This is a genomic window from Streptosporangium sp. H13245, assembly GCF_055690525.1.
In genome coordinates this window covers 140988-164428 of record NZ_JBSZKT010000010.1, presented here as the reverse complement: position 1 = coordinate 164428, position 23441 = coordinate 140988, and the positions used below count along the sequence as shown (strand labels likewise).

16 protein-coding genes are annotated in these 23441 nt (G+C 71.8%); 5 read left to right on the top strand and 11 right to left on the bottom strand.

Features of this window, described 5'->3' with window-relative positions; all coding sequences use genetic code 11:
- Positions 1-49: 49 nt before the first annotated feature.
- Positions 50-1165 carry an NAD(P)H-dependent flavin oxidoreductase gene (locus tag ACW9TB_RS18625; protein WP_472749262.1) on the bottom strand — a complete coding sequence of 372 codons (1116 nt, stop codon included), beginning with the start codon at positions 1163-1165 and terminating at the stop codon, positions 50-52.
- Positions 1166-1376: 211 nt separating this feature from the next.
- Positions 1377-2291, bottom strand: a complete 915-nt coding sequence (gene pgfA / locus ACW9TB_RS18620; RefSeq protein WP_472749261.1) for a cell envelope lipid trafficking protein PgfA — start codon at positions 2289-2291, stop codon at positions 1377-1379.
- Between the two features lie 130 nt (positions 2292-2421).
- On the opposite strand from pgfA (ACW9TB_RS18620), the gene ACW9TB_RS18615 reads away from it, so the two are divergent.
- Positions 2422-3630, top strand: coding sequence for an acyltransferase family protein (locus tag ACW9TB_RS18615; protein ID WP_472749260.1), 1209 nt, complete (start codon positions 2422-2424; stop codon positions 3628-3630).
- Here the strand turns inward: ACW9TB_RS18615 and pgfA (ACW9TB_RS18610) are convergent.
- The 8 genes from pgfA (ACW9TB_RS18610) to ACW9TB_RS18575 all read right to left on the bottom strand — a co-directional run bounded on the left by pgfA (ACW9TB_RS18610) (position 3578) and on the right by ACW9TB_RS18575 (position 16798).
- Positions 3578-4576 (bottom strand): cell envelope lipid trafficking protein PgfA, encoded by a 999-nt coding sequence (gene pgfA / locus ACW9TB_RS18610; protein WP_472749259.1) that lies wholly within the window; start codon positions 4574-4576, stop codon positions 3578-3580. The genes ACW9TB_RS18615 and pgfA (ACW9TB_RS18610) overlap by 53 nt on opposite strands.
- Positions 4573-8802 carry an alpha-(1->3)-arabinofuranosyltransferase domain-containing protein gene (locus ACW9TB_RS18605; protein ID WP_472749258.1) on the bottom strand — a complete coding sequence of 1410 codons (4230 nt, stop codon included), beginning with the start codon at positions 8800-8802 and terminating at the stop codon, positions 4573-4575. The genes pgfA (ACW9TB_RS18610) and ACW9TB_RS18605 overlap by 4 nt, the downstream gene beginning before the upstream one ends.
- Positions 8803-10074: a glycosyltransferase family 4 protein gene (locus ACW9TB_RS18600; protein WP_472749257.1), complete on the bottom strand. Its 1272-nt coding sequence runs from the start codon at positions 10072-10074 to the stop codon at positions 8803-8805.
- A gap of 163 nt (positions 10075-10237) precedes the next feature.
- Positions 10238-10369, bottom strand: coding sequence for a hypothetical protein (locus ACW9TB_RS18595; protein WP_344745256.1), 132 nt, complete (start codon positions 10367-10369; stop codon positions 10238-10240).
- Positions 10370-10510: 141 nt separating this feature from the next.
- Positions 10511-12163, bottom strand: a complete 1653-nt coding sequence (locus ACW9TB_RS18590) for an MmpA family trehalose lipid delivery protein (protein WP_472749256.1) — start codon at positions 12161-12163, stop codon at positions 10511-10513.
- A 73-nt stretch (positions 12164-12236) separates the two neighbouring features.
- The gene (locus ACW9TB_RS18585; protein WP_472749255.1) at positions 12237-13007 is read right to left on the bottom strand and encodes an FkbM family methyltransferase; all 771 of its coding nucleotides are present in this window, start codon (positions 13005-13007) and stop codon (positions 12237-12239) included.
- Positions 13008-13213: 206 nt separating this feature from the next.
- A complete protein-coding gene (locus ACW9TB_RS18580; RefSeq protein WP_472749254.1) occupies positions 13214-15442 on the bottom strand; it encodes an acyl-CoA dehydrogenase in 2229 nt (742 codons plus the stop codon).
- Positions 15443-15547: 105 nt separating this feature from the next.
- Entirely contained in the window at positions 15548-16798 is a 1251-nt protein-coding gene (locus ACW9TB_RS18575) for a hypothetical protein (protein ID WP_472749253.1), read from the bottom strand.
- 134 nt (positions 16799-16932) lie between these two features.
- On the opposite strand from ACW9TB_RS18575, the gene ACW9TB_RS18570 reads away from it, so the two are divergent.
- Both ACW9TB_RS18570 and ACW9TB_RS18565 read left to right on the top strand, forming a co-directional pair.
- Complete coding sequence (locus ACW9TB_RS18570; protein WP_472749252.1) at positions 16933-18420, top strand: AMP-binding protein; 1488 nt, start codon at positions 16933-16935, stop codon at positions 18418-18420.
- A gap of 19 nt (positions 18421-18439) precedes the next feature.
- Positions 18440-19558, top strand: a complete 1119-nt coding sequence (locus tag ACW9TB_RS18565) for a S1C family serine protease (protein ID WP_472749251.1) — start codon at positions 18440-18442, stop codon at positions 19556-19558.
- Between the two features lie 57 nt (positions 19559-19615).
- Here ACW9TB_RS18565 and ACW9TB_RS18560 read toward each other — a convergent pair whose 3' ends face one another.
- Positions 19616-20686, bottom strand: coding sequence for a polysaccharide deacetylase family protein (locus ACW9TB_RS18560; RefSeq protein ID WP_472749250.1), 1071 nt, complete (start codon positions 20684-20686; stop codon positions 19616-19618).
- Between the two features lie 335 nt (positions 20687-21021).
- On the opposite strand from ACW9TB_RS18560, the gene ACW9TB_RS18555 reads away from it, so the two are divergent.
- Complete coding sequence (locus ACW9TB_RS18555; protein ID WP_472749249.1) at positions 21022-21852, top strand: MIP/aquaporin family protein; 831 nt, start codon at positions 21022-21024, stop codon at positions 21850-21852.
- Positions 21853-21909: 57 nt separating this feature from the next.
- On the top strand, positions 21910-23427 hold the full coding sequence (glpK, locus tag ACW9TB_RS18550; protein ID WP_472749248.1) for a glycerol kinase GlpK: 1518 nt from the start codon (positions 21910-21912) through the stop codon (positions 23425-23427).
- Positions 23428-23441 lie beyond the last annotated feature (14 nt).

Genomic DNA, 23441 nt, shown 5'->3' with positions numbered 1-23441 from the left:
CTCATCGGCTCTGATGAGTTCTTAGCCCATTCGTCAATGTATGAGCTACCTACTCGTCGGTAATGCGACCCAATCGTTCCATAGCCCCGACGTACTGCTCGACCATGCGGAAAACGACGTCCCGGGTGGACCTGACCTGGTTCATCGTGCCGATGATCTGCCCGGCGGGGAAGGTCGCCAGCTCGGTCGCGTCGGAGCGGCCGATCCGGCGGAGCGCCTCGGAGATCAGCATGAACTGCAGCGGCATCGGGAGCGTGCCGGGCGACTCCCGCGACTCCCAGGCGTCGGTCCACTCGTTCCTGAGCAGCCGGGCGGGCTTGCCGGTCCAGGACCGCGAGCGCACGGTGTCGCGCGAGGTGGCCTCCAGGATGCGGCGCTTGACCACCTCGGAGGTGTCGGCCTCCTCCACGGCGAGCCAGATCGACCCCGTCCACACCCCCTCGGCGCCGAGCGCGAGCCCGGCCGCCATCTGGCGGCCGTCGCCGATGCCGCCCGCGGCCAGTACGGGGACGTCGACGGCGTCCACGACCTGCGGAATAAGGACCATCGTGGAGATCTCCCCGGTGTGCCCGCCCGCCTCGGTGCCCTGGGCGACGACGATGTCCACGCCGACCTCGACCTGCTTGACCGCGTGCCGGGGGGTGGAGGCGAGCGCGGCGACCTTCACCCCTTTGGCGTGGGCCTGGTCGACCACGTCGGCGGGGGGCGGGCCCAGCGCGTTGGCGAGCAGCGCGATCGGGTGCCTCAGCGCCACCTCGACCTGCGGGCGGGCGGTGGCGTCGGTCCAGCCGAGCAGCACCCTGCCCGCGTCCGCGTCGGCCGACAGCGGCGGCACGCCGTGCGCGGCGAGCAGGCCGTCGACGAAGTCGCGGTGCCCCTGGGGGATCATCCCCTGGAGCCGTCCCACGAGGTCCTCCGGGGAGTCGACCCCGAGGTCGGAGCCCGCGTACGAGGCGGGCATGACCACGTCGACGCCGTACGGCCTGCCGTCGACGTGGTCGTCGATCCACCTGAGCTCCGTTTCGAGCTCCTCCGGGGTGAAGTAGAGGGCGCCGAGCACCCCCATTCCCCCCGCGCGGCTGACCTCGGCGACGACGTCACGGCAGTGGCTGAACGCGAAGATCGGCAACTCTATCCCGAGCATGTCGGTGACACGTGTCCGCATGCGTTTGACTGTACGACCGCCGGAAAACAACTGCAACGCGTTCTAGTCTAGAACCTTTCTTCCGACCGAAAACCTAAGCTACTCGTGAGTAATGAAGTGGCAAAAAAGATGGAACGTGTTCCAGAGAGGTTCACGGAGAACGAGAAAGGGAGGGAGGCCGCAGCCCCCCTCCCCTCGTTCCGCGCCGGGGACCCGGACGCCCCCGGGGCCCTCAGAAGTCCCTGCGGCGCCTCATGAGCAGGAAGCCGGTGACGACCAGGACCAGGCCGGCCACCAGGAGCACCAGCGGGATCGTGGTCTTGAGCATCGTGATGGTGTTCCTGCTGTCGAGCGCGTTCTTGACCAGGTCGTCCTCGGTGTCCTGGGTCATCCTCGCGGTGGCGACGAGGGCGAGCGAGCGCTCGACGCCGTCCTCGGTCTTGAGCACCTCGTGGCGCTGCTGCTCCTGCCGCACCGGCGAGCCGGTGGCCGGCTCGATCCAGAAGGTGTTGACGCCGTCGTAGACGCGGTCCACCTGCACGTCACCGGTCTCGTCCATGCCGAGGACCGAGGCCGGGGCGGTGAGGGTGTCGGTCTTGGTCGGCGGGATGGACTGCTCGAACCGGTACACCGACAGCCCCCCGACCTGCTCCTCGCCGACGAACTTGGCGTCGAACGCCTTGCCGGTGGTCGAGTTGAACACGCTGTACGTCTTCTTCTCGACGTCGAAGGGCCACTTGTAGATCTGGCCCTGGAGCCGCACGGGCTTCTTGTCGATGTTGACGGCGCAGCAGTTGACGCCCTCGCCCGTGTACTTGTTGAACGCGCTGCGGCGCTCGGAGATCGAGATGTTGGGGTTGCCGTTGGTGACGTCGTTGATCGCGGTGAACTCGTCCCAGACGACCCGGTCGCCCTCGGCCCCGGTGACGTCCCCCCTGGTGGTGACGGTAATGTCGAGGTCGCCCGTCATCACCTTGAGGTCGCCGACGCTGAAGTACTGCGCCCCGGTGGCCTCCAGCTTGCTGACGCCGTACTGGTCGGCGGGGGCGGCGATGAGGCCGGTCGCCACCTGGAACCGCACGAGTGGCGCGAGAACAATGAGGAATGCCCCGATTCCGATCAATACCAAACCGATGACGCGACGCATCGCTCCTCCAGGGGCCGTCCGCTATCCATGTATCCCGATCGCCCTATAACAAGTTCCATTTCGCGATAATGTTAGTGCTGGGAATCACCTACGTCACCAGGGATGCCAAAAAGTGACCGAAACAGGTTCTATGCCGGTTGACCAGGGGTTGACCGGCAGGGACACCCGGGATCTCCCCGCGGTCGGCGGGCATCTCGACGCCATGGACGGCGTCCGCGCGGTCGCCTCTTTCAGCGTCCTGGTATACCACGTGGCGAGCACGACGGGCGCCTCCCTCAGGGAGGGGTTCCTGCCCGCCCTGCTCTCCCGGGGCGACATCGCGGTGCCGATCTTCTTCCTGCTCTCCGGCTTCCTCCTCTACCGGCCCTGGGCCCGGGAGGCGATGGAGGGCGGGGCACACCCCGGCACCGGCGACTACCTGTGGAAGCGGGCGCTGCGCATCCTGCCCGCGTACTGGCTCGTGGTCGCCGTCGCGCTGTCGCTGTGGTCGTGGCCGAGGGCGGCCGACCCGGTCAGCTGGCTGCCGTTCCTGCTGCTGGTGCAGAACTACGTCCCCGACCCGTGGTGGGCCGGTGCGAGCCCGCCGGGGCTCGGGCAGATGTGGAGCCTGTCGGTCGAGATGACCTTCTACCTCGCCCTCCCGCTGGTCGCCGTCGCGCTGCGCGCCCTGGCCCGGCGCGGCGCGGACCCGGTGGCCAGGGCCAGGCTGCTGCTCACCGGCATCTGCGCGCTCGCCCTGGTCTCCCCCCTCTGGGCGATCTTCAGCCACGTCCCGGTACACCGTCCAGAACTCGGGCTCTGGCTCCCCCGGTCGATGCTCTACTTCGCGACGGGCATGGCGCTCGCCGTCGTCTCGCTCTGGGCGCACGCCGAGACCGACCCGGACGCCCCGGTGCGACGGCTGACCAGGGGGGTGCGCGAGTCGTGGGTGACCTGCTGGATCATCGCCGCCCTCGTCTACGCCGTCGCGGCCAGTCCCGTCGCGGGGGGCCGCCTCTTCGAGATCCAGGACCTGTGGACGGACATCTTCGAGATGACCCTCTACACGGCCTTCGTCCTGGCCCTGCTCTCTCCCGTGGCCCTGCAGACGTCCGAGCCCTCGCCGCTGCGCTCGCTGCTCGGCAACCGGGTGATGCGCTATCTCGGCCGCATCTCCTACGGCGTCTTCCTGTGGCAGTTCGTGGTGATCGTGGGCTGGTACGAGCTGACCGGGCAGCAGACCTTCACCGGCGGCCTGCTGACGACGCTGGTGGTGTGCACCGCGTTCACCGTGCTGCTCGCCGACCTCAGCCACCGGCTGGTCGAGGCTCCGGCGCTGCGGCTCCGCCGCCGACGCTGACCTCGTCACTTTCACTTTCCGGGGCGGCGGAGTCGCGGGCCTGTACGCGCAGGCCCGCCACCAGCAGCAGCGCGCCGAGTACGGCGCACGATAGCGGGATCACCCGGTTGACGACGGCCGCCCAGCGGCGGAACTGTTCCGCCTCCCCGGCGTTCCACCGCTCGTCCCCGGCGCTGGTGCGCATGTCGGCGGAGAGCGCGACCAGCCGCCCCCGGCCGTCGGGGGTACGCAGGGTCTTGACCAGGTCCTCCCTGAACCCGATCACCATGCCGCTCTCCGGCTCCACCCAGAAGGTGCGGGTCCCGTCGAGGAAGGCGTTGACGGGGAACGGCCTCGCGCCGCCCAGGCCGAGGACCGACCCGGGCAGTTCCATGGGCTGCTGGACGAGCCGCTCGTTGACCAGGTACTGCGCGTAGCGGTTGACCCGGACGCCGTACATGGTCTCGATCCGCTCGAAGCGGGCGGCCACCGGGCGCCGGACGAGCGGGTCGTAGACCTGGTAGGCGATCGGCCGGGCGTCGAAGGGCCAGCGGAACACCAGCCCGCGCGGGGCGGGGTTCGCGTTCTCGTCGACGTAGTTCTCACAGCAGTTGACCGCCTGCCCCGTACGGCGGTCGAAGGCGGCGCGGCGCTCGTGGTAGTCGACGCGCCGCCCGTCGCGGGTGGCGAGGGAGACGAACTCGGTCCACACCGCGACGTCGGGGGTGGACCTGACCGTGTCCCCGTACCTGGCCACGGCCGTCTCCAGCGGGACGCCCCGGTGCGTGCGCAGGGTGGCGGTGTCGAAGTAGGTGCCGGACTCGGTGGTCAGCTTGGTGATCCGGTCCTGCTCGGCGGGCAGGACCAGGCCGCTGGGGTAGATGTAGAGGCGCACCAGCGCGGCCAGCGTGATCAGGAAGGCACCGGCGGCCAGGAGGAGCACACCGCGCGGCCTCTGCCCGATCATCGTCGCTCCGCGGGTTGGAGGGGAACGTCCCGCGTCCGCAGCCACGGGCGGGACGGCGGCGGCACGCGCGCCGCGGCAAGCAGCAGGCCCAGCACGACCAGGCAGAGATACTGCGCCACCACCGCCCCGGCGTCTCCGCCGTAGCCGAGCGCGAGCCCGGCCGCGCCGAGCGCCGCCGCCACCGGGAACGGCGTGAGCAACACCCCGCCGATCCGGTACGGACGGCCACCGGCGCTGTGCTCGGCCCCGGCGACGCCCCGCAGCCACAGGGCGAGCGCCGCCACCAGACCGGCCAGCGCGGCCCCGGCCCAGCCCTCGGCCCACAGGCCCAGCGCGGGGGCGAGCGGCCACAGCCAGGCCGCCCGCAACGACGCGGGCGGCGACGCGGGAAGCGGCCTCCCGGCCCGGCGGGGACGGGCCAGGGCGAGCGCGACGACGAGCGCGACCAGCGCCCAGCCCGCGATCAGCGACGCCCGGTAGAGGCCGTCGGGGGCGTACGTCATCACGACGGTCCCGCTCCCGGGGGGCAGCAGCCACGCCTGCCGCCAGCCGTCCAGCCGGGCCGGTTCCAGCACGCGCCCGCCGAACGACGCCTGCCAGCCCCTGTTGAAGTTCTCGCCGAGCGCCAGGTAGGAGGGCTCCGTCGTGGAGACCCTGACCCGGCGCTCCCCGGCGTCCCAGCGCTCGACGGCCGCGGGCCGCAGGGTCACCGGCGCGGCGGCGTCTCCAGCACTTCCGGCGCTCGCGGTGCTCGCGGTGTTCTCAGCGCTTTCGGTGCTCCCGGTGCTCTTGGTCTTCTCAGTGCTCTTGAGGCTCCCGGTGGCGCGCAGGACCATCGAGTCCACCCGGAAGCCCTGGAGCGCGGCGGCGCGTACCCGCAGCGTGCCGCCCCGCGACCACACCGCCTCGCAGGCCCGGTAGCCGACCGGACGGCCGTTGAGCAGGTCGCCCAGGGTCCCGCTGTGGATCTCGGTGGGCGTCTCGACCCCGTTGACGGTGAGCGTCGGGCCGAACCCGCAGGGCATCCGTACCGGCTGCGCGTCGAGGGCGGGCAGCGGCGCGACGCCGGGAATGGCCACGCCGAGCACCTCCATCCGCCAGGAGCCGAGGGCGGCGAAGGTGAGCTTCACCCGGCTCGCCCTCATCGGCGCGAAGCGGATCCACCCGTCCTTCGAGGCCCAGGCGTAGCGGACGCCGCCGTCGGTCGTGATGGTGACCCGGACCGGCGGGGCGCCCAGCCTGATGTCGGGGAAGTCGACGCGCAGGCGGGACAGGGTGATCTCCCTGCCCAGCTCGGCGGAGAGCGAGGGCGCCAGGTCCTTGGCCCCGGCGTACCAGATGGTCCTGCGGTCGTCGTCGAAGGCCGCGTAGGCGCCGGTGGCCGGGACGTCGGCCGCGGTGGAGGAGGCGGTGGCGCGCGGGAAGGTCCCGGTGGGCATCAGCACGGTCTCGGCCACCCGCTGGTCGGTGAGCACGGCCCTGCCCTCCAGCACGCGCCTTCCCGGGGCGACGGGAACCGACCGGTCGAAGGCGTACCCGTCCTCGCCCACGAAGCGCAGCCTGTCCGCGCAGGTCCAGGCGTAGGAGCCGAGCATGCAGCCGGGGGCGGTGTCCGTCCGGCTGGTCACGACCGTCTGCCCAGGCGCCGCGGGGTCGGCCGAGGAGGCGGCGGGGACCACGAGCGTGCGTCCGGGGCGGATCCCGGGGATGGACAGCTCGGTGATGCCGACCCGGGGGTTGGGGTCGCGCAGGACGCCGGTGACGCGGATCCGGAGCCGGGACGTCTTGCCTACCGGGACGTTCAGCCGTTCCCACAGCGAGGAGAGGGTGAGCCGGGTGCGTACCCTGCCGGTGTCGGTCTCGACCATGACCTCGGAGACCGTCACCGCGTCCTCGGAGCGTTCGAAGACGGCCTGGAGGGAGGGCACCGAGGTCGGCTCGGTGAACTGGACCTCCAGCCACTGCTCGGTGGGCGGCTCCCAGCCGGTGGAGCGCCAGCCGGTGCGCAGGTCGAAGTCCACCGCGGCGTACGGCTGCTGCCCGCCGTCGCGGGTCCCTGGGGTCACCCCGAGCCTGGACTGCGAGGAGGAGGCGGTGACGCCCTTGATCCCGCTGAGGACCGCGACCGTCTTCGGCTCGGCCCACGCGGGGTCGGTGAGGTCGTAGGCGGGCCCCAGGCCCTCGTAGGGCTCGTCCGGCGTCATCGTCTCGCCGTACGGCCTGCGCAGGTCGCTCACCACCAGCTCGCGCCGCCGCATGGTGTCGGTGAGCACGGTGTCGGCGGCGGGGATCGCGTCCGCGCCGGGGTCGTCGCCGAGGATCACCGGCCGGTCGTCGCCGAGGACGCCCTCCTCCGCCATGGTGAGCAGCGCCTCGGGGCCGCCGGAGACCCGCAGCGGCCGTTGCGCGGCGACCGTGCCGACGACGGGACGCGCCCCGGCGACCTCGTAGATCTCCAGGGACGTGTACGGCTGGTCGAGCCAGCCCGCGCCGGTCTGGGAGTCCTCGAAGCCGACCGTGGGCCCGAAGCCGCGCACCCGGTTCAGGCCGGGAGAGCGGTCCAGCGCCTCGTGCACGCGGGCGGGCCACGCGTCGCCGAAGGCGACCCTGTCGAGGTCGTTGCGGATCAGCAGGTAGCGCACGCCCATCCGGCGCAGCGTCAGGGTGAGCCCCTCGGAGCCCTGCCCGTTGGCGAAGCGGTCGTCGATCGCCTTGACGAGCCGGTTGGAGCCTGCCGTGCCCCACGGCACGATCGTGTTGCTCACCCAGCGGGCCTTCTTCAGCAGCGGCTGGAACGGCTCGTCGAGCGGGCGCCCCCAGGTGTACTCGCCCCGCCTGGCCCCCGGCAGGACCAGCACGGTGCCCTGGTCGGCCCGGTCGTCCAGCCAGGAGGCCGCCTGCCGCCAGTGCTCGGGGACGTCGGCGAACGCGCCGCCCGGGGCGATGCCCGCGGTGGCGACGGGGACGAGGGTGAGCCCGACCAGCCCGGCCCCCGCCACCGCGACGGGGATGCGGACGGCGGCCCGGCGCGCGCCCACGTACGAGACGAGCGCGGCGAGCCCGAGCACCAGCGGCAGCCGTACGAGCGCGTTGAACTTGTGCAGGTTGCGGAACGGCGCGAGCGGGCCGTCCAGCAGCGCCCTGAGGGGTTCGGCGAGCGGCCCGGCGTGTCCGGCGGCGAGGATGGCGACGCCCAGGAGCGTGGTCAGGAGCAGGAAGGCCCGCTCGGGCGTGCGCGCGAGGGTGAGCCCGGCCAGCCCGAACCCGGCGACGAGCGCGGTGACCAGCACGAGCCAGGGCACCGTGGCGTGCTCGTAGGCGGCGGGCAGGAAGGGGCGGCCGTCCACCGGCAGGAAGGCCACCCAGCTGTTCATCCCGCGCAGCACGTTGGTCAGCGAGCCCACGACCGTGGTCGTCCACGCGTTCTCGGTGAAGGGCATGAAGGAGAAGACGTACCGGCCGAGCATCACCAGGGGGACGAGCCACCAGAACGACACCGCGGCGATCGCGGCGAGCCACCAGGCGATCAGCCGCCGCTTGCGCGGGCCGCGCGACCGGGTCAGCAGATAGATCATCGGTACGACGAGCACGGCCAGCTCGGCGGCGGCGTTGATGCCTCCGGCGAACAGGAACGCCACCGCCGACAGGCAGGCGGCCCGGCGCGGGCTCGTCTCCCCCCGCGCGCCCCTGACGAGGAAGAGCAGCACCCAGGGCAGGACGGCGCTGGGGGCGAACTCCACGGAGTTGAACCCCATGAGCGCCTGCGCGTGCGGGGCGAGCGCGTAGGCGAGACCGGCCAGCACCCCGGCGAGCTGGCCGCCGATCCGCAGCGCCCTCGCCACCTGGGCGACGCCGACGAAGGCCACGCACAGGATCAGCGTCACCCAGAGCCGCTGCACCACCCACGGGGGCATGCCCGCGTTGATCAGCAGGGTGTAGAAGGGGCCCATCGGGAAGATGTAGCCGTACGCCTGGTTCTGCAGGTGTCCCAGATAGTCCTGGTCCCACATGTTCAGCGCCTGGGAGAGGAAGCCGATCGGGTTGATCGGCATGTCCAGCTTCGTCTCGGCGATGAGCATGCCCGGCGCCATGTTGAAGGCGACGGCCGCGAGGAAGAGGCATCCGGCGAGCAACCTGAGCCTGCGGCGGAGCCCGGTGTCCGAGGCCCCGAACTCGGCGGGAGGTGCGGACAGGCGGCTGATCCACGCCTCGGAGATCACAGTCACTTAGGGCGGGTCGGTCTCACCCGCGGCGAGACAGAGATCGGATACATGGAGGTGACGACCGTTTTTAGATAGCTCTGTGGTGATTAGTCCGGTCATCGTAGCGCCCGTTCTCCCCCAGGTGAACTCGGCGGCCCAGAGCCTGCACGCCTGCTGGATCTCCTCGCGCCTGGCCGGGTCCGACAGTTCCCGCAGCGCGCGGTCCACCACGTCGGCGAGCGCCTCGCCCTCCCCGACCAGCCAGCCCGTGACGCCGTCGCGCACCGAGTCGCGCAGTCCCGCGACGTCGAAGGCGACGGTCGGGACGCCGAGGGCGGCGGCCTCGATCACGGTCAGCCCCCAGCCCTCGAACTCCGAGGCGGTGACGTTGACCCGCGCCGCCCCCAGGATCGCGTTCTTGGCGGCCTCGGGCAGGAAGCCGTGCAGGTGGACCCGGTCCCCGAGACCGCGCCGGGCGGCGTGGGCCGCGAGCCGCTCCTGCTCGCCGCCACGCCCGATGACGTGCACGTGGACGCCGGGCCAGGCCGCTTCGAGGTCACCGGCGAGGTCCACCACCCGCTCGACGCGCTTGTGGCCCACGAGCCTGCCGAGGTAGACCACGGCGGGGTCCCCCGCCACGTCCCCGCCGTTCGCGACCAGGCGCGCCGCCGGGCTGCCGTTCGGGACGACCTGGATCGGCGCGAGCCAGCCGAGCCGCTCGCGCAGCTCGTTCCTGGAGGACTCGGAGACCGTGACGGTCGGGCGGCGCCGGTAGACCAGCCGGGCGACCGGCCCCTCGACGAAGCAGCCGATCCTGGCCAGCCAGCGCGGGAAGAAGGCGTAGAACTGCCGGTCGTGCACGTGGTGCACCAGGGAGATGACGACCGTACGCCGCCGCACGACCAGGGGGGCGAAGAAGGGGATGCCGTTCATGCAGTCGATGACGACGTCGAAGCGCCGGCGCCGCAGCAGCATCCAGAGCGGGACCAGCAGATAGACCAGGAACGGGTTGCCCATCCGCCGCAGCGCGATGCCGTCGCGCTCCTCGGCCGGGGACTGCCCGGCCTCCCGCGACGTGACGAAGGTGACCGACGCCCCCTGTCCCACCAGGTGGCGGCTGACCTGCCAGGCGTACTCCTCGGCGCCGCCCGCCACCGACTGCAGCGGCTCGCGGAAGTTCAGGACGGCGACGCGCACCCCGCGCATGGACGGCCGTTGCCGCGCCGTCGCGGCCACCAGGCCCGCGGGGGGCGGGCCCGGCGCCCGGCGGGTCGCCCTGGCGCCCTGTCCGGCCACGACCACTCCTATTCTCCGTACTTCTCCGTGCTCTCCGTACGGCACCGGGGGTTTCGCGCATGCGGCGGCCGGGCTCGGTCTCGTCGACGTGCCCCGGAACGGGTTCCCCGCGCGTCAGGGGTCCGGGGGCTCGGATGGGTGCCGGGGCCGTGGCCCCGGCCCGTCACCTGGTGCCGTAGTTGTAGAGCGGTCTGTTGGGCGGCTCGGGGGTCGGCGCCGCGACGTTCGTGACGGCCACCGAGGCTCCGACCGCCAGCACTGCCCCTACCGCCAGCGCGGCAATCACTCGCAACACCCGAGTTCTCCCTCCAACGCGTGGTCGTGCGGTCTGCCCGACAGTAGAACCTGATACAGGTCTTCGCTAGTCAATCGGTAAAAATGTGATAAATAATGTTACCAGCCGGTAAATCATGAAAAAGTTGTGCATCTCAGTGAATCAGAGGTGGAAGAGAAGTAGGTCCTGACCAGCGAAGACCAGCCTCGCACCGGTGAGCCTGGAGCTGAACAGGTTCTCGTTCGATCTCTGGATCAGCACGTGGCTGATCCCCTCCGCCGCCAGCGGCCCGGTCAGCGGTCCCGGCCCCGCGAGGACCGCGCCGACCCTGCGCGCCAGCGGATCCTCGGTGGCGAGGGTGAGCGTACGGCCGTCTCCCAGCCCGACCGGCAGGCCGTCGTTCCAGACGACCCTGCGCCGGAAGAGCTTGACCGCCGGGTCGAGCACCACCCGGCCCCCGTTCCAGCCGAACGCCCGGTACGCCCCCCACGGCAGCGTCAGCAGCGCCCCCGGCGCGGGATCCGCGTCCACGATCCGCTGCACCCGGGACCAGTCCGGGGGGTAGTCGGCCGAGGCCAGCCTGCCGAAGGCCCCTATCGCGAAGGTGGGCAGCACCAGCAGGGGCAGTACGAGCATGCCGGGGCGGATCGCCGGGGCCAGGCGCGCGGTCACCTCGGCCAGGCCGACCGCCTGCAGCAGGACGAAGGGGGCGAGATAGAGCTGCCCGTCGCGGAGCGGCCCGAATCCGGGCCACAGCCCGACCAGCGCCTCCACCACCCCCGGCAGGAAGGCCCCGGCGCACGCCACCACCAGCCCCGCCGCGGACGCGACCGCCAGCCCACCCCAGTACGCGGGCCGCCCGTCGCCCTGCCCGCCGCCTTGCCTACCGCCCCGGCCGTCGCCTTGTCCGTTGCCTTGCTCACCGTCTTGTCCGTCGCCCCGGCCGTCGCCTTGCCCACCGCCCTGCTCATCGCTCCACCCGTTGCCCGTGAACGGCCGTCCTCTTGCGAGCAGGGCGTACCCGGTCACCGCCGCCACGGTCACCGCCAGCCTGACCAGGGCCGACCACCAGGTCTCCTGTCCCGGTACGGCGGCTCCCGAGTTCCACACGCCGCCGAGGGTGAGCAGGCTGCCGAGGGTGCCCAGCGGCCCGTCCGCGCGGGGCGCGAAGGCCCGGACCCCGGCGGGGTCGGTGACGGCGGCGCTGCCCAGCGCCGGGACCAGCCACGGCAGGCTCAGCACGGCGACGGCCAGCAGGGCTCGCGGGGCCCGGCGGCCCGCCACCGGCACGACCGCCATCGCCGAGACGAGCATCGCCTGGAAACCCCCGATCGCCGCGGGGAGCAGCGCGAGGACCGTCCGCCCGACCCCCTCGCGGGTGACCGCGCGTACCGCCCACGGCAGGCCCGCATACCCGAGGAGCAGCGCCCACTGGCCGAGCAGCAGCCGCTGGGCGAGGTAGACGTTCCAGGCGTAGAACGCCGCGGCGGCCAGCCGGGCGACCCGGCGCTCCCCCGGCACCAGGGCCGCGGCGCCCGTCGCGGCGAGCACGAAGATCCCCAGCAGGATCGCCTTCTGCACGATCTGACCGGGAAGGACCGACGAGAGCAGGGCCACCACGAGGTCGCTCGGCACGGCGCGGGGAAAACCACCGCTCTCCGGCGGGATCGGCGGGTCCGGCACGAACACCATGTCGTAGCGGAGCACGAAGCCGGGCCCGAGCGCGGGCCAGAGCGCGAGCACCCCGAGGACCAGCCCCACCAGGGCGGGAGCCAGGCGCGCGGCCCACCGCTTCACACGGTCGAAACGGCTCACACCGGCCGCCCCCCGGCCCGGCTCCCGGACGGGCGGGGCTCCGCGACCGGACACGGAGCGCGAAGGGCGCGCACTAGCGGGCTGCGGGGCGGAACAGCACCATGTTCACGTACTCGCCACCGGGTCTGAGGAGGCGGGAGATGAAGCTCCGCTCCACCTCGCCGACCGCCGTCGCCTGGTGGGCGGCGAGGTCGAAGCCGTCCAGCGGGACCCAGGTGCCGCCGGTGAGGACGGAGCCGGTGTAGCCCCACTCCGCGAGCTGGTCGACGACCAGGCCGATGTCCTGGTGCCGGGTCTCCAGCTCGACCAGCAGGAGGGGCCGGTCCCGGTGGACGGTGCGCGCGGCGCCGCGCAGGGCGGCGAGCTCGTGACCCTCCACGTCGACCTTGATGAACCGGACGTCCTTCAGGTCCAGCTCGTCGATGGTGACGGTCGGGATGTCCACCGGCACGCCCTCCCCCTCCCCGTGGACGAGCGAGGCCGTCGCCTCCGCGCCCCGGCCGCCGCCGGGTATCCACAGCCGCGCCGTCCCCGAGCTGTCCGAGGCACCCGCCGCGATCACCCGTACGTCGGGGAAGGTCCGCCCGAGCAGGGCGGCCAGGCGGGGGTTCGCCTCGATCGCGACGACGTCGCAGCCGAGCCGCCGCAGCTTCGCGGTCCACGGCCCGTACCAGACGCCCACGTCGACGGCGGTGCCGCCGCGCGGCGCGAACTCCTCGGCACGGGCCAGCTCGGCGTCCAGCCGGGGGTAGACCCGGCGGATCACGGCGCCGAACCAGCGCGGCGGGATCGCACCGGCGACGGCGCTCCGGACGACCACACCTGGCCGGAACCGCATCGACATGCGCGAAGCCTAACCGAAGGGTCAAACCCGCCCCGTACCGGACGTAGCGGGCCCTGACGGGCGGGAACGCGCCCAGGGGCCGTCCCGCCCGAGGCCGGCGGGACGGCGGTAAAGGTGACACGGACGCGGAAACCGTACGCGGGGTGAAGGTGGCACGGACGCGGACGCGGGACCGTGCGCGGGAAGCCCCTACGGCAGGAGGCCGGTCACTTACCCGGCTCGGGGTCGCGGGGCAGGCCGAGCATGCGCTCGGCGATGATGTTGAGCTGCACCTCTGTCGTACCGCCGTAGATCGTCATGGCCCGGGTGGAGAGGACGGCGCGGTTCCAGTAACCGGCGTCGCCGAGCTTCATGTCGGCGGCGATGACGGCCGAGGAGCCGAGCAGCGAGACCGCGCACTCCGAGACGTGCTGGGCGTGCGAGGTGGACAGGAGCTTGCGGACCGAGGCGTCGGCCCCGGGCTCCAGCCCGGTCAGCTGCTTCAGGGTCACCCGCAGCCCGAGCGCGGCGATCGAGTGACCCTCACAGACGACGCGGGCCAGCTCCTGGCGTTCGGCGGGGGTGAGCTGCCTGCCGAGGCGCCCGGCCAGGCCGAGCAGGTCGGGGACGGACGAGCCGGTGCCGCCGGAGCCCGACGAGAGCGAGACCCGCTCGTTGGACAGCGTGTTCCTGGCGACCTTCCAGCCCTGGCCCACCTCGCCGACGACGAGCTCGTCGGGGACGAACACGTCGTCGAGGAAGACCTCGTTGAACAGGTTCTCCCCGGTCATCTCGGTGAGCGGCCTGACCGTGACGCCTGGCCCCTTCATGTCGACCAGGAAGTAGGTGATGCCCTCGTGCTTGGAGCCCTCGGAGGAGTCGCGGGCGATGCAGATGCCCCACTCGGCGAAGTGCGCCACGGAGGTCCAGATCTTCTGGCCGTTGAGCCGCCAGCCGCCCTCGACCTTCTCGGCCTTCATCTGCACGTTCGCCAGGTCGGAGCCCGCGCCGGGCTCGGAGAAGAGCTGGCACCAGATCATCTCGCCGCTCAGCGTGGGCGGCAGGAAGCGCTCCTGCTGCTCGGGGGTGCCGTACGTGACGATCGACGGCACCACCCAGGCACCGATGATCATCTGAGGCAGCTTCACCCTGGCGGCTTTGAGCTCCTGGAAGATGAGAACCTGTTCCAGCGGTCTGGCGTCGCGGCCCCAGGGCCTGGCCAGGTGCGGCATGACGTATCCGGCGCTCGCCAGCGCCCGCTTCTGCTCCCTGCCCTCCAGTGCGGCGAACCCGGCGATCTCGGCCCGGATGCCCTCGCGCAGCTCGGCGGCCTCCTCGGGCAGCTCGATCTCCAGCTCCCGGCTCACGCCGTTCAGGGCCAGTTCCGCGACCGACTCGGCCCACTCCCCCGAGGAGCCGAGCAGGGCGCGCAGGGTGAGCGCGCGGCGGTAGTACAGGTGGGCGTCGTGCTCGTAGGTGTAGCCGATGCCGCCGAAGATCTGGATGGCGTCCTTGGCGCAGAGCACGGCCGCGTCGGGGGCGACCACCCCCGCGATCGCGGCGGCGTAGGCCAGCTCGTCGGCCGACACCTCGGCGCCGCCGGTCGTCCCCTCGGTGGCGCGGGCGGCGTCCCACACGGTCGCGCGGGCCTGCTCCAGGGCGACGAGCATCCGGGAGGCCTTGTGCTTAACGCCCTGGAACTGCCCGATCGGACGGCCGAACTGCACGCGGACCTTGGCGTACCCGGCGGCGGCGGCCACGCACCACGCCGCGACGCCCGCGGCCTCCGCGCCGAGCAGGATCGCGGCCAGGTTGAGGACCCCCGTGCCCTGCAGCCCGTCGAGGACCCGCCCCGCGGGTACGGTGACCGCGTCCAGCTCGACCCTGGCCACCGCCCGGGTGAGGTCGAGCGACCTGACCGGGGTGACGGTCGCCGAGGAGGCGTCCACCGCGACCCACTCCTCACCGCGGTCGGTGCCGACCGGGAGCACCAGGACGTCGGCCGACGCGCCCCCCAGGACCAGCTCGGCGGCGCCGCCGATCGTGAGGGCGCCGTCCTCGCCACGGGTGCCGGTGATCGAGGCACCCAGCGCGACCGCGCCGGTCAGCGTGCCGTCGGCGAGGCCGGGCAGGAGCTCGGCGTGGGCCTTGCCGTCGGAGGCGAGGATCACCGCACTGGCGAGCACCGTGGGAACGTACGGGCCGGGGGCGACGCGCTCGCCGAGGGCCTCGACGGCGACGGCGGTCTCCAGCAGGCCGTAGCCGCTGCCGCCGTGCTCCTCGGGGATGTGCAGGCCGAGCAGGCCCTGGTCGGCCAGCCCCGCCCAGAAGCCGGGGCGCTCCTCGCCCTCCGCCGCGACGGCGGCGCGCACGACCTCGGACGGGATGTTGCGCTCCGCCCATCCGGTCACCGACTCCCGGAGCGCCTCGTGCTCCTCGCTCAACCCGATCGCCATGACAGCCTCCAGACAGGATTCAATGCCAGAACCATATTCTAGAAGGTACTTCCATCACAACGCACGGGAGATCCCGTCGAAGAGACCGGGAGGCGGGGAGGAACCTCAGAGCGCGCGGACGCTCGCCATCAGCGGGGCGATGTCGGCCCAGAGCGGCTTGCGCGCGTCGGGCACGGTCACGAAGAGCATGGAGGGCTTGCGGCGGCCGACGTCGACCACGGCGAGCGCCGCCTGCGAGGTGCGCTTCTTGCCCTTGACCTCGTAGGTGACCCGGTAGGCGAGCATCCATCCCCTGCCCCCGGCGGGCCGCTGCGAGGCGGTCCAGGTGACCTTGCCCCCCGCGGGGTGGTGGTTGCGGATCGTCCACCTCACCGCGTTCAGCGCCGCCCTGCGGTAGTCGGCGTCGCTCTTGAGCGCCTTGGCCGGGGTGGCGCCGGGAAGCGGCCCCGAGGCGATGACCGTACGCGGCAGCCGGGCCGCGCCGACCTGCTGGCCGACGGAGAACGACGGCACGGCCTTGGTCTGCCACGGCGCGCCCAGGCTGACGTAGGTCAGCGCGGACCTCGTGTCGGTCACCGCGCCCAGCACCGTGCTCGGCCTGCCCGGCAGGACCTGCAGGGGGGTCGCGCCCGGCAGGGCGGGCAGCGTGATCGGCGGGGCGGTCGGCGAGGGCTTCGCGGTGGGCACCACGGCCCGGCCGACCCCGGCCGGATCGTTCGTGGGCTCGTCACCGGAGAACAGGACGAAGATCAGGGCCACGATGACACCGGTGAGGGCGGCGGCGCCCAGGCTGTAGGCGACCCGGATCGGGATGTCGCCGATCCGCATCAGCAGGCCGCCGGACTTCTTCGCCCCGCCCTTCGCCGCCGAACCCTCCCGCGCGGTGCCGGGCTCCGCGAACACGCCGGGCCGCTGCGCGGCGCCGGGCCACCCGGCCGCCGCGCCCTGCCCACCGCGCGGCCCGTTGTCCGCGCCCCCAGAGGGCCGCGCACCCGGACGGCCGGGCGCTCCGGTCCGGTCGGGGCGCCAGGGGCCCGCGGAACCGCCCACCTGCCTGACCGGGATCGTGCCGAGCCCGCCCGACTCGCGCACCTGGTCGGCGTCCGCCTTCGACTCGTCCCGCCGGTCGCCGGACGTCGTGCCGGGCGAGGGCTGAGGGCGGGGGAACGATCCAGGGGGCCTGGAGACCAGGGCGGTCTCCTCACCGTCGCCGATGGGGAACCTCCGGGGCACCCGGGGGCTGATGATCGAACCGTCCTCGGCGGGTATGGCGGGTATGGGAGCCGTGGGCGCCTCGTATGAGGGGATGTATCTCTCGTGAGAGCGCCCGGAGGAGTTGCCGCCGACGTCCGCCATACGCGTCAGGTTATGTCACCCCGGAAAGATTCGACGCATCGTCGTTTATTACGCTTCGGCCACGAGGTGTGCATCAGCCCAGGTAATCGTCTTTCCCCTTCCATGAACAGAATCTCGTTCTGTATGGTCGCGCCATGAGGGCTACGAGGGGCTTCTACGAGATCGCGGCGGCCGATCCCGGACGCGTCGCCGTCGTCGCGGACGCGGCCGTGACGGCGGCGGCCACGACCTACGGCGAGTTGCACGAGCGGGTCAACCGGGTCTCGCACGGCCTGCTGGCGCGCGGCACCCGGCCGGGCGACACCGTCGTGACGGTCCTGCCCAACGGGGTCGACGCGATCACGATGATGCTGGCGACGTACCAGATCGGCGCCTATCACGTTCCGGTCAACTGGCACTACACGGCCGAGGAGGTCGGCTACATCGTCGCCGACTGCGCGGCGCGGACGGTGGTGGGCTCCGAGCGGTACGGGCACGCGGTGCCGGGCGGGTTCGTGGAGACCGGCGCCCTCGCCGAGGGGCGGCCGGGCACCCCGCCCGAGGGGCGCAGGGCCGGGTCGATGATGCTCTACACCTCGGGCACCACCGGCAGGCCCAAGGGCGTGCGGCGGCGGCTGCTCGACCTGAGCCCCGAGGACCTCTACCCGATCCTGACGCGCAAGAGCTGGCGGCACTTCGGGCTGCCGCCCGGCGGGACGCACCTACTACTGTCGCAGCTCTACCACTCGGCGCCGTACGGGCAGGCGATGATGGCCCTGCAGTTCGGGCACACCGTCGTGGTGACCGAGCGGTTCGACGCCGGGGAGACGCTGGAGCTGGTCGAGCGGCACGGGGTGACCAACGCGTTCATGGTGCCGACCATGTTCCACCGGCTGCTCGCCCTGCCACTCTCAATTAGGACAAAGCACGATTTATCGTCATTGACGCATCTTTATCATGGTGCCGCGCCCTGCCCGCCCGCCACCAAGCAGGCGATGATCGAGTGGCTCGGCCCCGTGCTGTGGGAGTACTACGGCTCGACCGAGGCCGCCGTGGCCACGATGGTCTCCTCGGCGGAGTGGCTGGAACGACCGGGCACGGTCGGCCGGGCGATCGACGGCATGGAGTTCACGATCGTCGGCGACGACGGCACGGAACTCCCGCCCGGCGAGCCCGGCATGGTCTACATCGGCGGCATCAACCGCTTCGAGTACCACCGCGACCCGTCCAAGACCGCCTCCGCGATGCGCGGCCACCTTTACACCCCCGGCGACATCGGCTACCTGGACGAGGACGGCTACCTGTTCCTCTGCGACCGGCGCACCGACCTGATCATCTCCGGCGGGGTCAACATCTACCCGGCCGAGGTCGAGGCCGTGCTCCAGGAACACCCCTCGGTGGCGGACGTGGCCGTGATCGGCGTACCCGACCCCGAGTGGGGCCAGCGCGTCGTCGCGCTGGTCCAGCCCGCCGAGGGCGCCACCCCGGGCGCGGACCTCACCGGCGCGCTGCTGGCCCACTGCGCGTCCCGGCTGGCACGCCTCAAGCACCCCCGGGTGATCGAGTACCGCGACCGGCTGCCGCGTACCCCCACGGGCAAGCTCAGTCGCGGCAATCTTCGTAAGACGTATCTTCCCGCCTGAGCTGGGCAAATACCCTTGTATGGGGGGATCAAAGGCAGGCGCCGCGCTACTGGCGGCCACCGTCATGACGCTCGCGGGCTGCGGTCAGGGCCTGGAACTGCGGACATCCGGGACGGTCGACCTGCCCGGCGCCCCCACCCCCGGCGCGTCGGCGGGCACCTCCGCCGGAGTCGCCCCGAGGGACTCCCCCGCCCCCGCGTACGCCCCGGACGCCCTGGAGGCCGCGTACGAGCGGATCATCGCCAAGGTGCTGCCGTCCATCGTGCAGATCACCACGGGCGACGGCCTCGGCTCGGGGATCGTGTACGACACCGCCGGGCACATCATCACCAACGCCCACGTGGTCGGGAACGCCAAGCGCTTCGAGGTCACGCTCGCCAACGGCGGCACCCCGCGTACGGCGAAGCTGGTCGACGCGTTCGAGCTGGGCGACCTGGCCGTGATCAAGGTGGACAACCCGTCCGGGCTGAGACCCGCCGTCTTCGGCGACTCCGCCGGGCTGCGGGTCGGCGAGATCGTGATGGCCATGGGAAACCCGCTGGGCCTGTCGGGCAGCGTCACCGAGGGGATCATCTCGGCGCTGGGCCGCACGGTCACCGAGCCCGGGGGCGAGGACTCGCCGGGCGCGACGATCAGCGGGGCCATCCAGACCTCCGCGCCCATCAACCCGGGCAACAGCGGCGGCGCCCTGGTCAACCTCAGGGGCGAGGTCGTCGGCGTGCCGACCCTGACCGCCGTCAACCCCGAGCTCGGCAACGCCCAGGCCCCGGGCATCGGCTTCGCGATCCCGGCCAACATCGTGAAGGACGTCGCCACCCAGATCATCAGGGACGGCAGGGTCACCAACACCCGCAGGGCCGCGCTCGGCGTCGTCGTGCAGACCGTGATCGACATGAGCGGGCAGCCCGCGGGCGTCAGCGTCGTACGGGTGCAGCGGAACAGCGGCGCGGAACGGGCCGGGCTCAAGGCCGGAGACCTGATCGTCTCGATCAACGGCTCGCCCACTCCGTCGACCCAGGAACTGTCGGCGATCCTCGCGCAGCTCAGGCCCGGCGAGGACGCGAAGGTGGAGGTCCGGCACCCCGACGGCTCGACGACCACCGCGGTCGTCCCCCTCGAAGAGCTCCCCGGCGGCTGATCCCGCTCCGAACCCGCCTTCCGGTGACCCCGCGGGGTCACCGGAAGGCGGGCCGGGTCAGTACGGCAGGACGCGGTCGGTGAAGGACTTGGCCACGAAGGGCGCCTTGAACTTGGGGAAGGCGACCGTCTTCACGTCACCGTCGGAGGTGTAGCGCTCGTCGGCGTTCGCCTTCAGCCAGTCGAGCCAGGCCACGGAGCAGAACTTGACGCAGTCGCCCTTCTTGTCCATCGAGCGGATGCGCGGGATGCCGAGCGGGTCGAACTTCTTGTTGAACGGCGACATGGCCGGGGTGTAACCGGCGAGGAACACGCCGCCGTAGTCGTAGGAGACGTCGCCCGAGGAGCCCTTGAGTCCCCACTCCTTGCCGTCGGGCTGGTTGCCGTACGGCAGGGCGAGCGTGACCGGAGGCAGTTTGATCAGGCCGGTGATGAGCCGGTGACCCGCCGCCACCTCGGCGGTGACCGCCTTCTTCGGCTTGCCGCGCAGGCTGAGGTGGTCGCGGGTGTGGTTGCCGATGTCGTAGCCCTTGTCGGTGAGCCAGAGGAGCATCTGCGCCCCCTCCTCCGGCGTCGCCTTGCCGAACATGTCGCGCGTGACGTAGAACGTTCCAACGCCACGGAAGCCCGGATGGGTCTTGGCGACGCTCTGGAGGATCGCGACGGCGGTGTTCGGCTTGGGCAGCCCCGTCCCGTCCAGCTCGAACTGCGAGGGCGAGGAGTCGTCGAAGGTGAGGACGACGGGATGCTTGCCCGCCGGGATGTCGATGCGCCCGGTGACGAACTCGGCCGCGGTGATCGCGACGTAGTCCTCCCTGGCCAGCCGCTCCAGCTCGGTACGGAACTGCGCGGGGGTGCGGTCGTCCTGGGTGGAGGGCTTGTCGACGATCCGGTGGTACATGAGGACGGGCACCTGCCCGAGCTCGTTGGCCTTGGCCTTGGCCGCGGCCTGCGTCTTGGCCTTGAGGAGGTTGGCCTGCGAGGCGGCGGCGGCCGACGCCTTCGCCGAGGCCGCCACCCTGGCCCTCTGCGCGTCGCCCTCGTCCGGCCCCGTCGATCCGCATCCGGCCAGCACGGCTCCCGTCGCGATGACGACCACACCGGTACTGCCCATTCTGAGACGGCCCATCGAATTCCTCCAAGCGCACTGACGATACGCTTCTCATCCCCCTCTGACCTGCGGGTTGACCCCCAGACCCGGCAAAGGTTCCCGCCCGCGCGGCCTTTCCGCGACGCCATGCGACACCGGGACAAAAGGGGCGCGTCCGGGCCGGGAAGCCGGGCGGTGACGGGATTCTCACCCGGCGGAGACGTCGCAAGTAAGGACGTCGAATCATATTTCGGTGACGTTACCGATGACTTAGATTGTTGACCATAATTCAATAACTTCGTCACATTACCGTTGACTGCCCTGGAATTCGCGCCTACCGTCCGGGCATCCGAGCGGCGTCGTGAGGGGGAAAGATGGCGGAACGCCTGAAGAACCGAGGGCTTGTCGGTGAGCTGGCGGCCGAGTTCGCGGGCACCATGATCCTTATCCTGTTCGGGGTGGCGGTGGTGGCCCAGGTCGTGGCGGCCGAGATCGGCGACCACGACAGCATCGCCTGGGCGTGGGGACTCGGAGTGACCCTGGGCGTCTACGTCGCGGCACGCACCAGCGGGGCCCACCTCAACCCCGCCGTCACCATCGCGCTCGCCGCCTTCAGGGGCTTCTCCTGGCGCAAGGTGCTGCCGTACTCCCTGGCACAGACCGCGGGCGCGTTCGTGGCGGCGCTCATCGTCCGCTTCAACTACGGCGAGGTGCTGCAGAAGGCCGACCCAGGGCTCACGATCAAGACCCAGGGCGTCTTCTCGACCCTGCCGGGCAACGGGAGCCTGCCCATCGGCACCTGGGGCGCCTTCCGCGACCAGGTGATCGGCACCGCGATCCTGCTCCTGCTCGTCCTCGCCGTCTCCGACGCGCGCAACTCGGCGCCCATGGCCAACCTGGCCCCCTTCGTGGTCGGCCTGATCGTCGTGGCCATCGGCATGGCCTGGGGCACCAACGCCGGGTACGCCATCAACCCCGCCCGCGACTTCGGGCCGCGACTCGCCTCGTTCCTCACCGGGTACGAGACCGCCTGGCAGGATCAGTACGGCCAGCTCTACTTCTGGGTGCCGATCGTGGCGCCCGTGATCGGGGGGCTGATCGGGGCGTTCCTGTACCAGGTCTTGATCGCCAGGTTCCTTCCCCCCGAGGACGCCGCGCCCGAGGTGGGGCGGGTGCCGTCCGGCGAAGGAGCCGGAACCACCTGAACCGTCACGGGGAGAGCGGCGGATCTCCAGGAAAGTCTCACAGAGGAGGCACCATCCATGCCTGACTTCGTCGGAGCGATCGACCAGGGAACGACGAGCACCCGTTTCATGATCTTCGATCATGGCGGTAACGAGATAGGCCGCCACCAGCTCGAACATGAGCAGATCCTGCCGCGGGCCGGGTGGGTCGAGCACAACCCCACGGAGATCTGGGAGCGCACGAGGGCGGTGGTCGAGACCGCGATGAACAGGGCCGGTCTCGCCGCCTCCGACCTGGCCGCGCTCGGCGTCACCAACCAGCGCGAGACCGCGGTGGTCTGGAACCGCAGAACCGGGCGCCCGTACCACAACGCGATCGTCTGGCAGGACACCCGCACCGACCGGATCGCCTCCGCCCTGGACCGCGACGGCAGGGGCGACGTTATCCGCCGCAGGGCGGGCCTCCCCCCGGCGACGTACTTCTCCGGCGGCAAGATCCAGTGGATCCTGGAGAACGTCGACGGGGTGCGCGAGGCGGCCGAGGCGGGGGAGGCCGTCTTCGGCAACACCGACACGTGGCTGCTGTGGAACCTGACCGGCGGCACCGACGGCGGCGCACACGTCACCGACCCGACCAACGCCAGCCGCACGATGCTGATGGACCTGGAGACCCTCGACTGGGACGACGAGCTGCTGTCGTTCTTCGACATCCCCCGCCGGATGCTGCCCTCCATCGCCCCCTCCTCCCACCCCGGCCTGTACGGCGTCACCCGGGCGACCGGCCCGCTGAAGGGAGAGGTCCCGCTCTCCGGCGACCTCGGCGACCAGCAGGCCGCCACCGTCGGGCAGGTCTGCTTCGGCGTCGGCGAGGCCAAGAACACCTACGGCACCGGCAACTTCCTGCTGCTCAACACCGGCACCGAGCTCGTACGATCCCAGAACGGCCTGCTCACCACCGTCTGCTACCGCTTCGGCGAGGAGCCCCCGGTGTACGCGCTGGAGGGCTCCATCGCGGTGACCGGCTCCGCCGTGCAGTGGCTGCGCGACCAGCTCGGCATCATCTCGGGGGCGGCGCAGAGCGAGGCGCTCGCCCGGCAGGTCGAGGACAACGGCGGCGTCTACTTCGTCCCCGCCTTCTCCGGCCTCTTCGCCCCGTACTGGCGCTCCGACGCCCGGGGCGCCATCGTGGGCCTGTCGCGCTTCAACACCAACGCCCACCTCGCGCGGGCCACCCTGGAGTCCATCTGCTACCAGACCCGCGACGTGGTCGAGGCGATGCGGCAGGACTCCGGCGTCACCCTCGACGTCCTGCGCGTCGACGGCGGCGTCACCGCCAACGACCTGTGCATGCAGATCCAGGCCGACCTGCTCGGCGTACCCGTCTCCCGTCCCGTCGTGGCCGAGACGACCGCCCTGGGAGCCGCGTACGCGGCGGGGCTGGCCGTCGGCTTCTGGAAGTCGACCGAGGAGCTCAGGCAGAACTGGCAGGAGGGCCGCCGCTGGGAGCCCCAGTGGTCGGAGGAGCAGCGGGCCACCGGCTACGCGGGCTGGAAGAAGGCGGTCGAGCGCACCCTCGACTGGGTCGACGTGTCCTGAGGACCGTGAGCACC

Bases quoted from the DNA above. Each gene is read 5' to 3' on its own strand.
- ACW9TB_RS18625 (WP_472749262.1), bottom strand. From the start codon at position 1,165: ATGCGGACACGTGTCACCGACATGCTCGGGATAGAGTTGCCGATCTTC.
- pgfA (WP_472749261.1), bottom strand. From the start codon at position 2,291: ATGCGTCGCGTCATCGGTTTGGTATTGATCGGAATCGGGGCATTCCTC.
- ACW9TB_RS18615 (WP_472749260.1), top strand. From the start codon at position 2,422: ATGCCGGTTGACCAGGGGTTGACCGGCAGGGACACCCGGGATCTCCCC.
- pgfA (WP_472749259.1), bottom strand. From the start codon at position 4,576: ATGATCGGGCAGAGGCCGCGCGGTGTGCTCCTCCTGGCCGCCGGTGCC.
- ACW9TB_RS18585 (WP_472749255.1), bottom strand. From the start codon at position 13,007: ATGTCGATGCGGTTCCGGCCAGGTGTGGTCGTCCGGAGCGCCGTCGCC.
- ACW9TB_RS18580 (WP_472749254.1), bottom strand. From the start codon at position 15,442: ATGGCGATCGGGTTGAGCGAGGAGCACGAGGCGCTCCGGGAGTCGGTG.
- ACW9TB_RS18575 (WP_472749253.1), bottom strand. From the start codon at position 16,798: ATGGCGGACGTCGGCGGCAACTCCTCCGGGCGCTCTCACGAGAGATAC.
- ACW9TB_RS18570 (WP_472749252.1), top strand. From the start codon at position 16,933: ATGAGGGCTACGAGGGGCTTCTACGAGATCGCGGCGGCCGATCCCGGA.
- ACW9TB_RS18565 (WP_472749251.1), top strand. From the start codon at position 18,440: ATGGGGGGATCAAAGGCAGGCGCCGCGCTACTGGCGGCCACCGTCATG.
- ACW9TB_RS18560 (WP_472749250.1), bottom strand. From the start codon at position 20,686: ATGGGCCGTCTCAGAATGGGCAGTACCGGTGTGGTCGTCATCGCGACG.
- ACW9TB_RS18555 (WP_472749249.1), top strand. From the start codon at position 21,022: ATGGCGGAACGCCTGAAGAACCGAGGGCTTGTCGGTGAGCTGGCGGCC.
- glpK (WP_472749248.1), top strand. From the start codon at position 21,910: ATGCCTGACTTCGTCGGAGCGATCGACCAGGGAACGACGAGCACCCGT.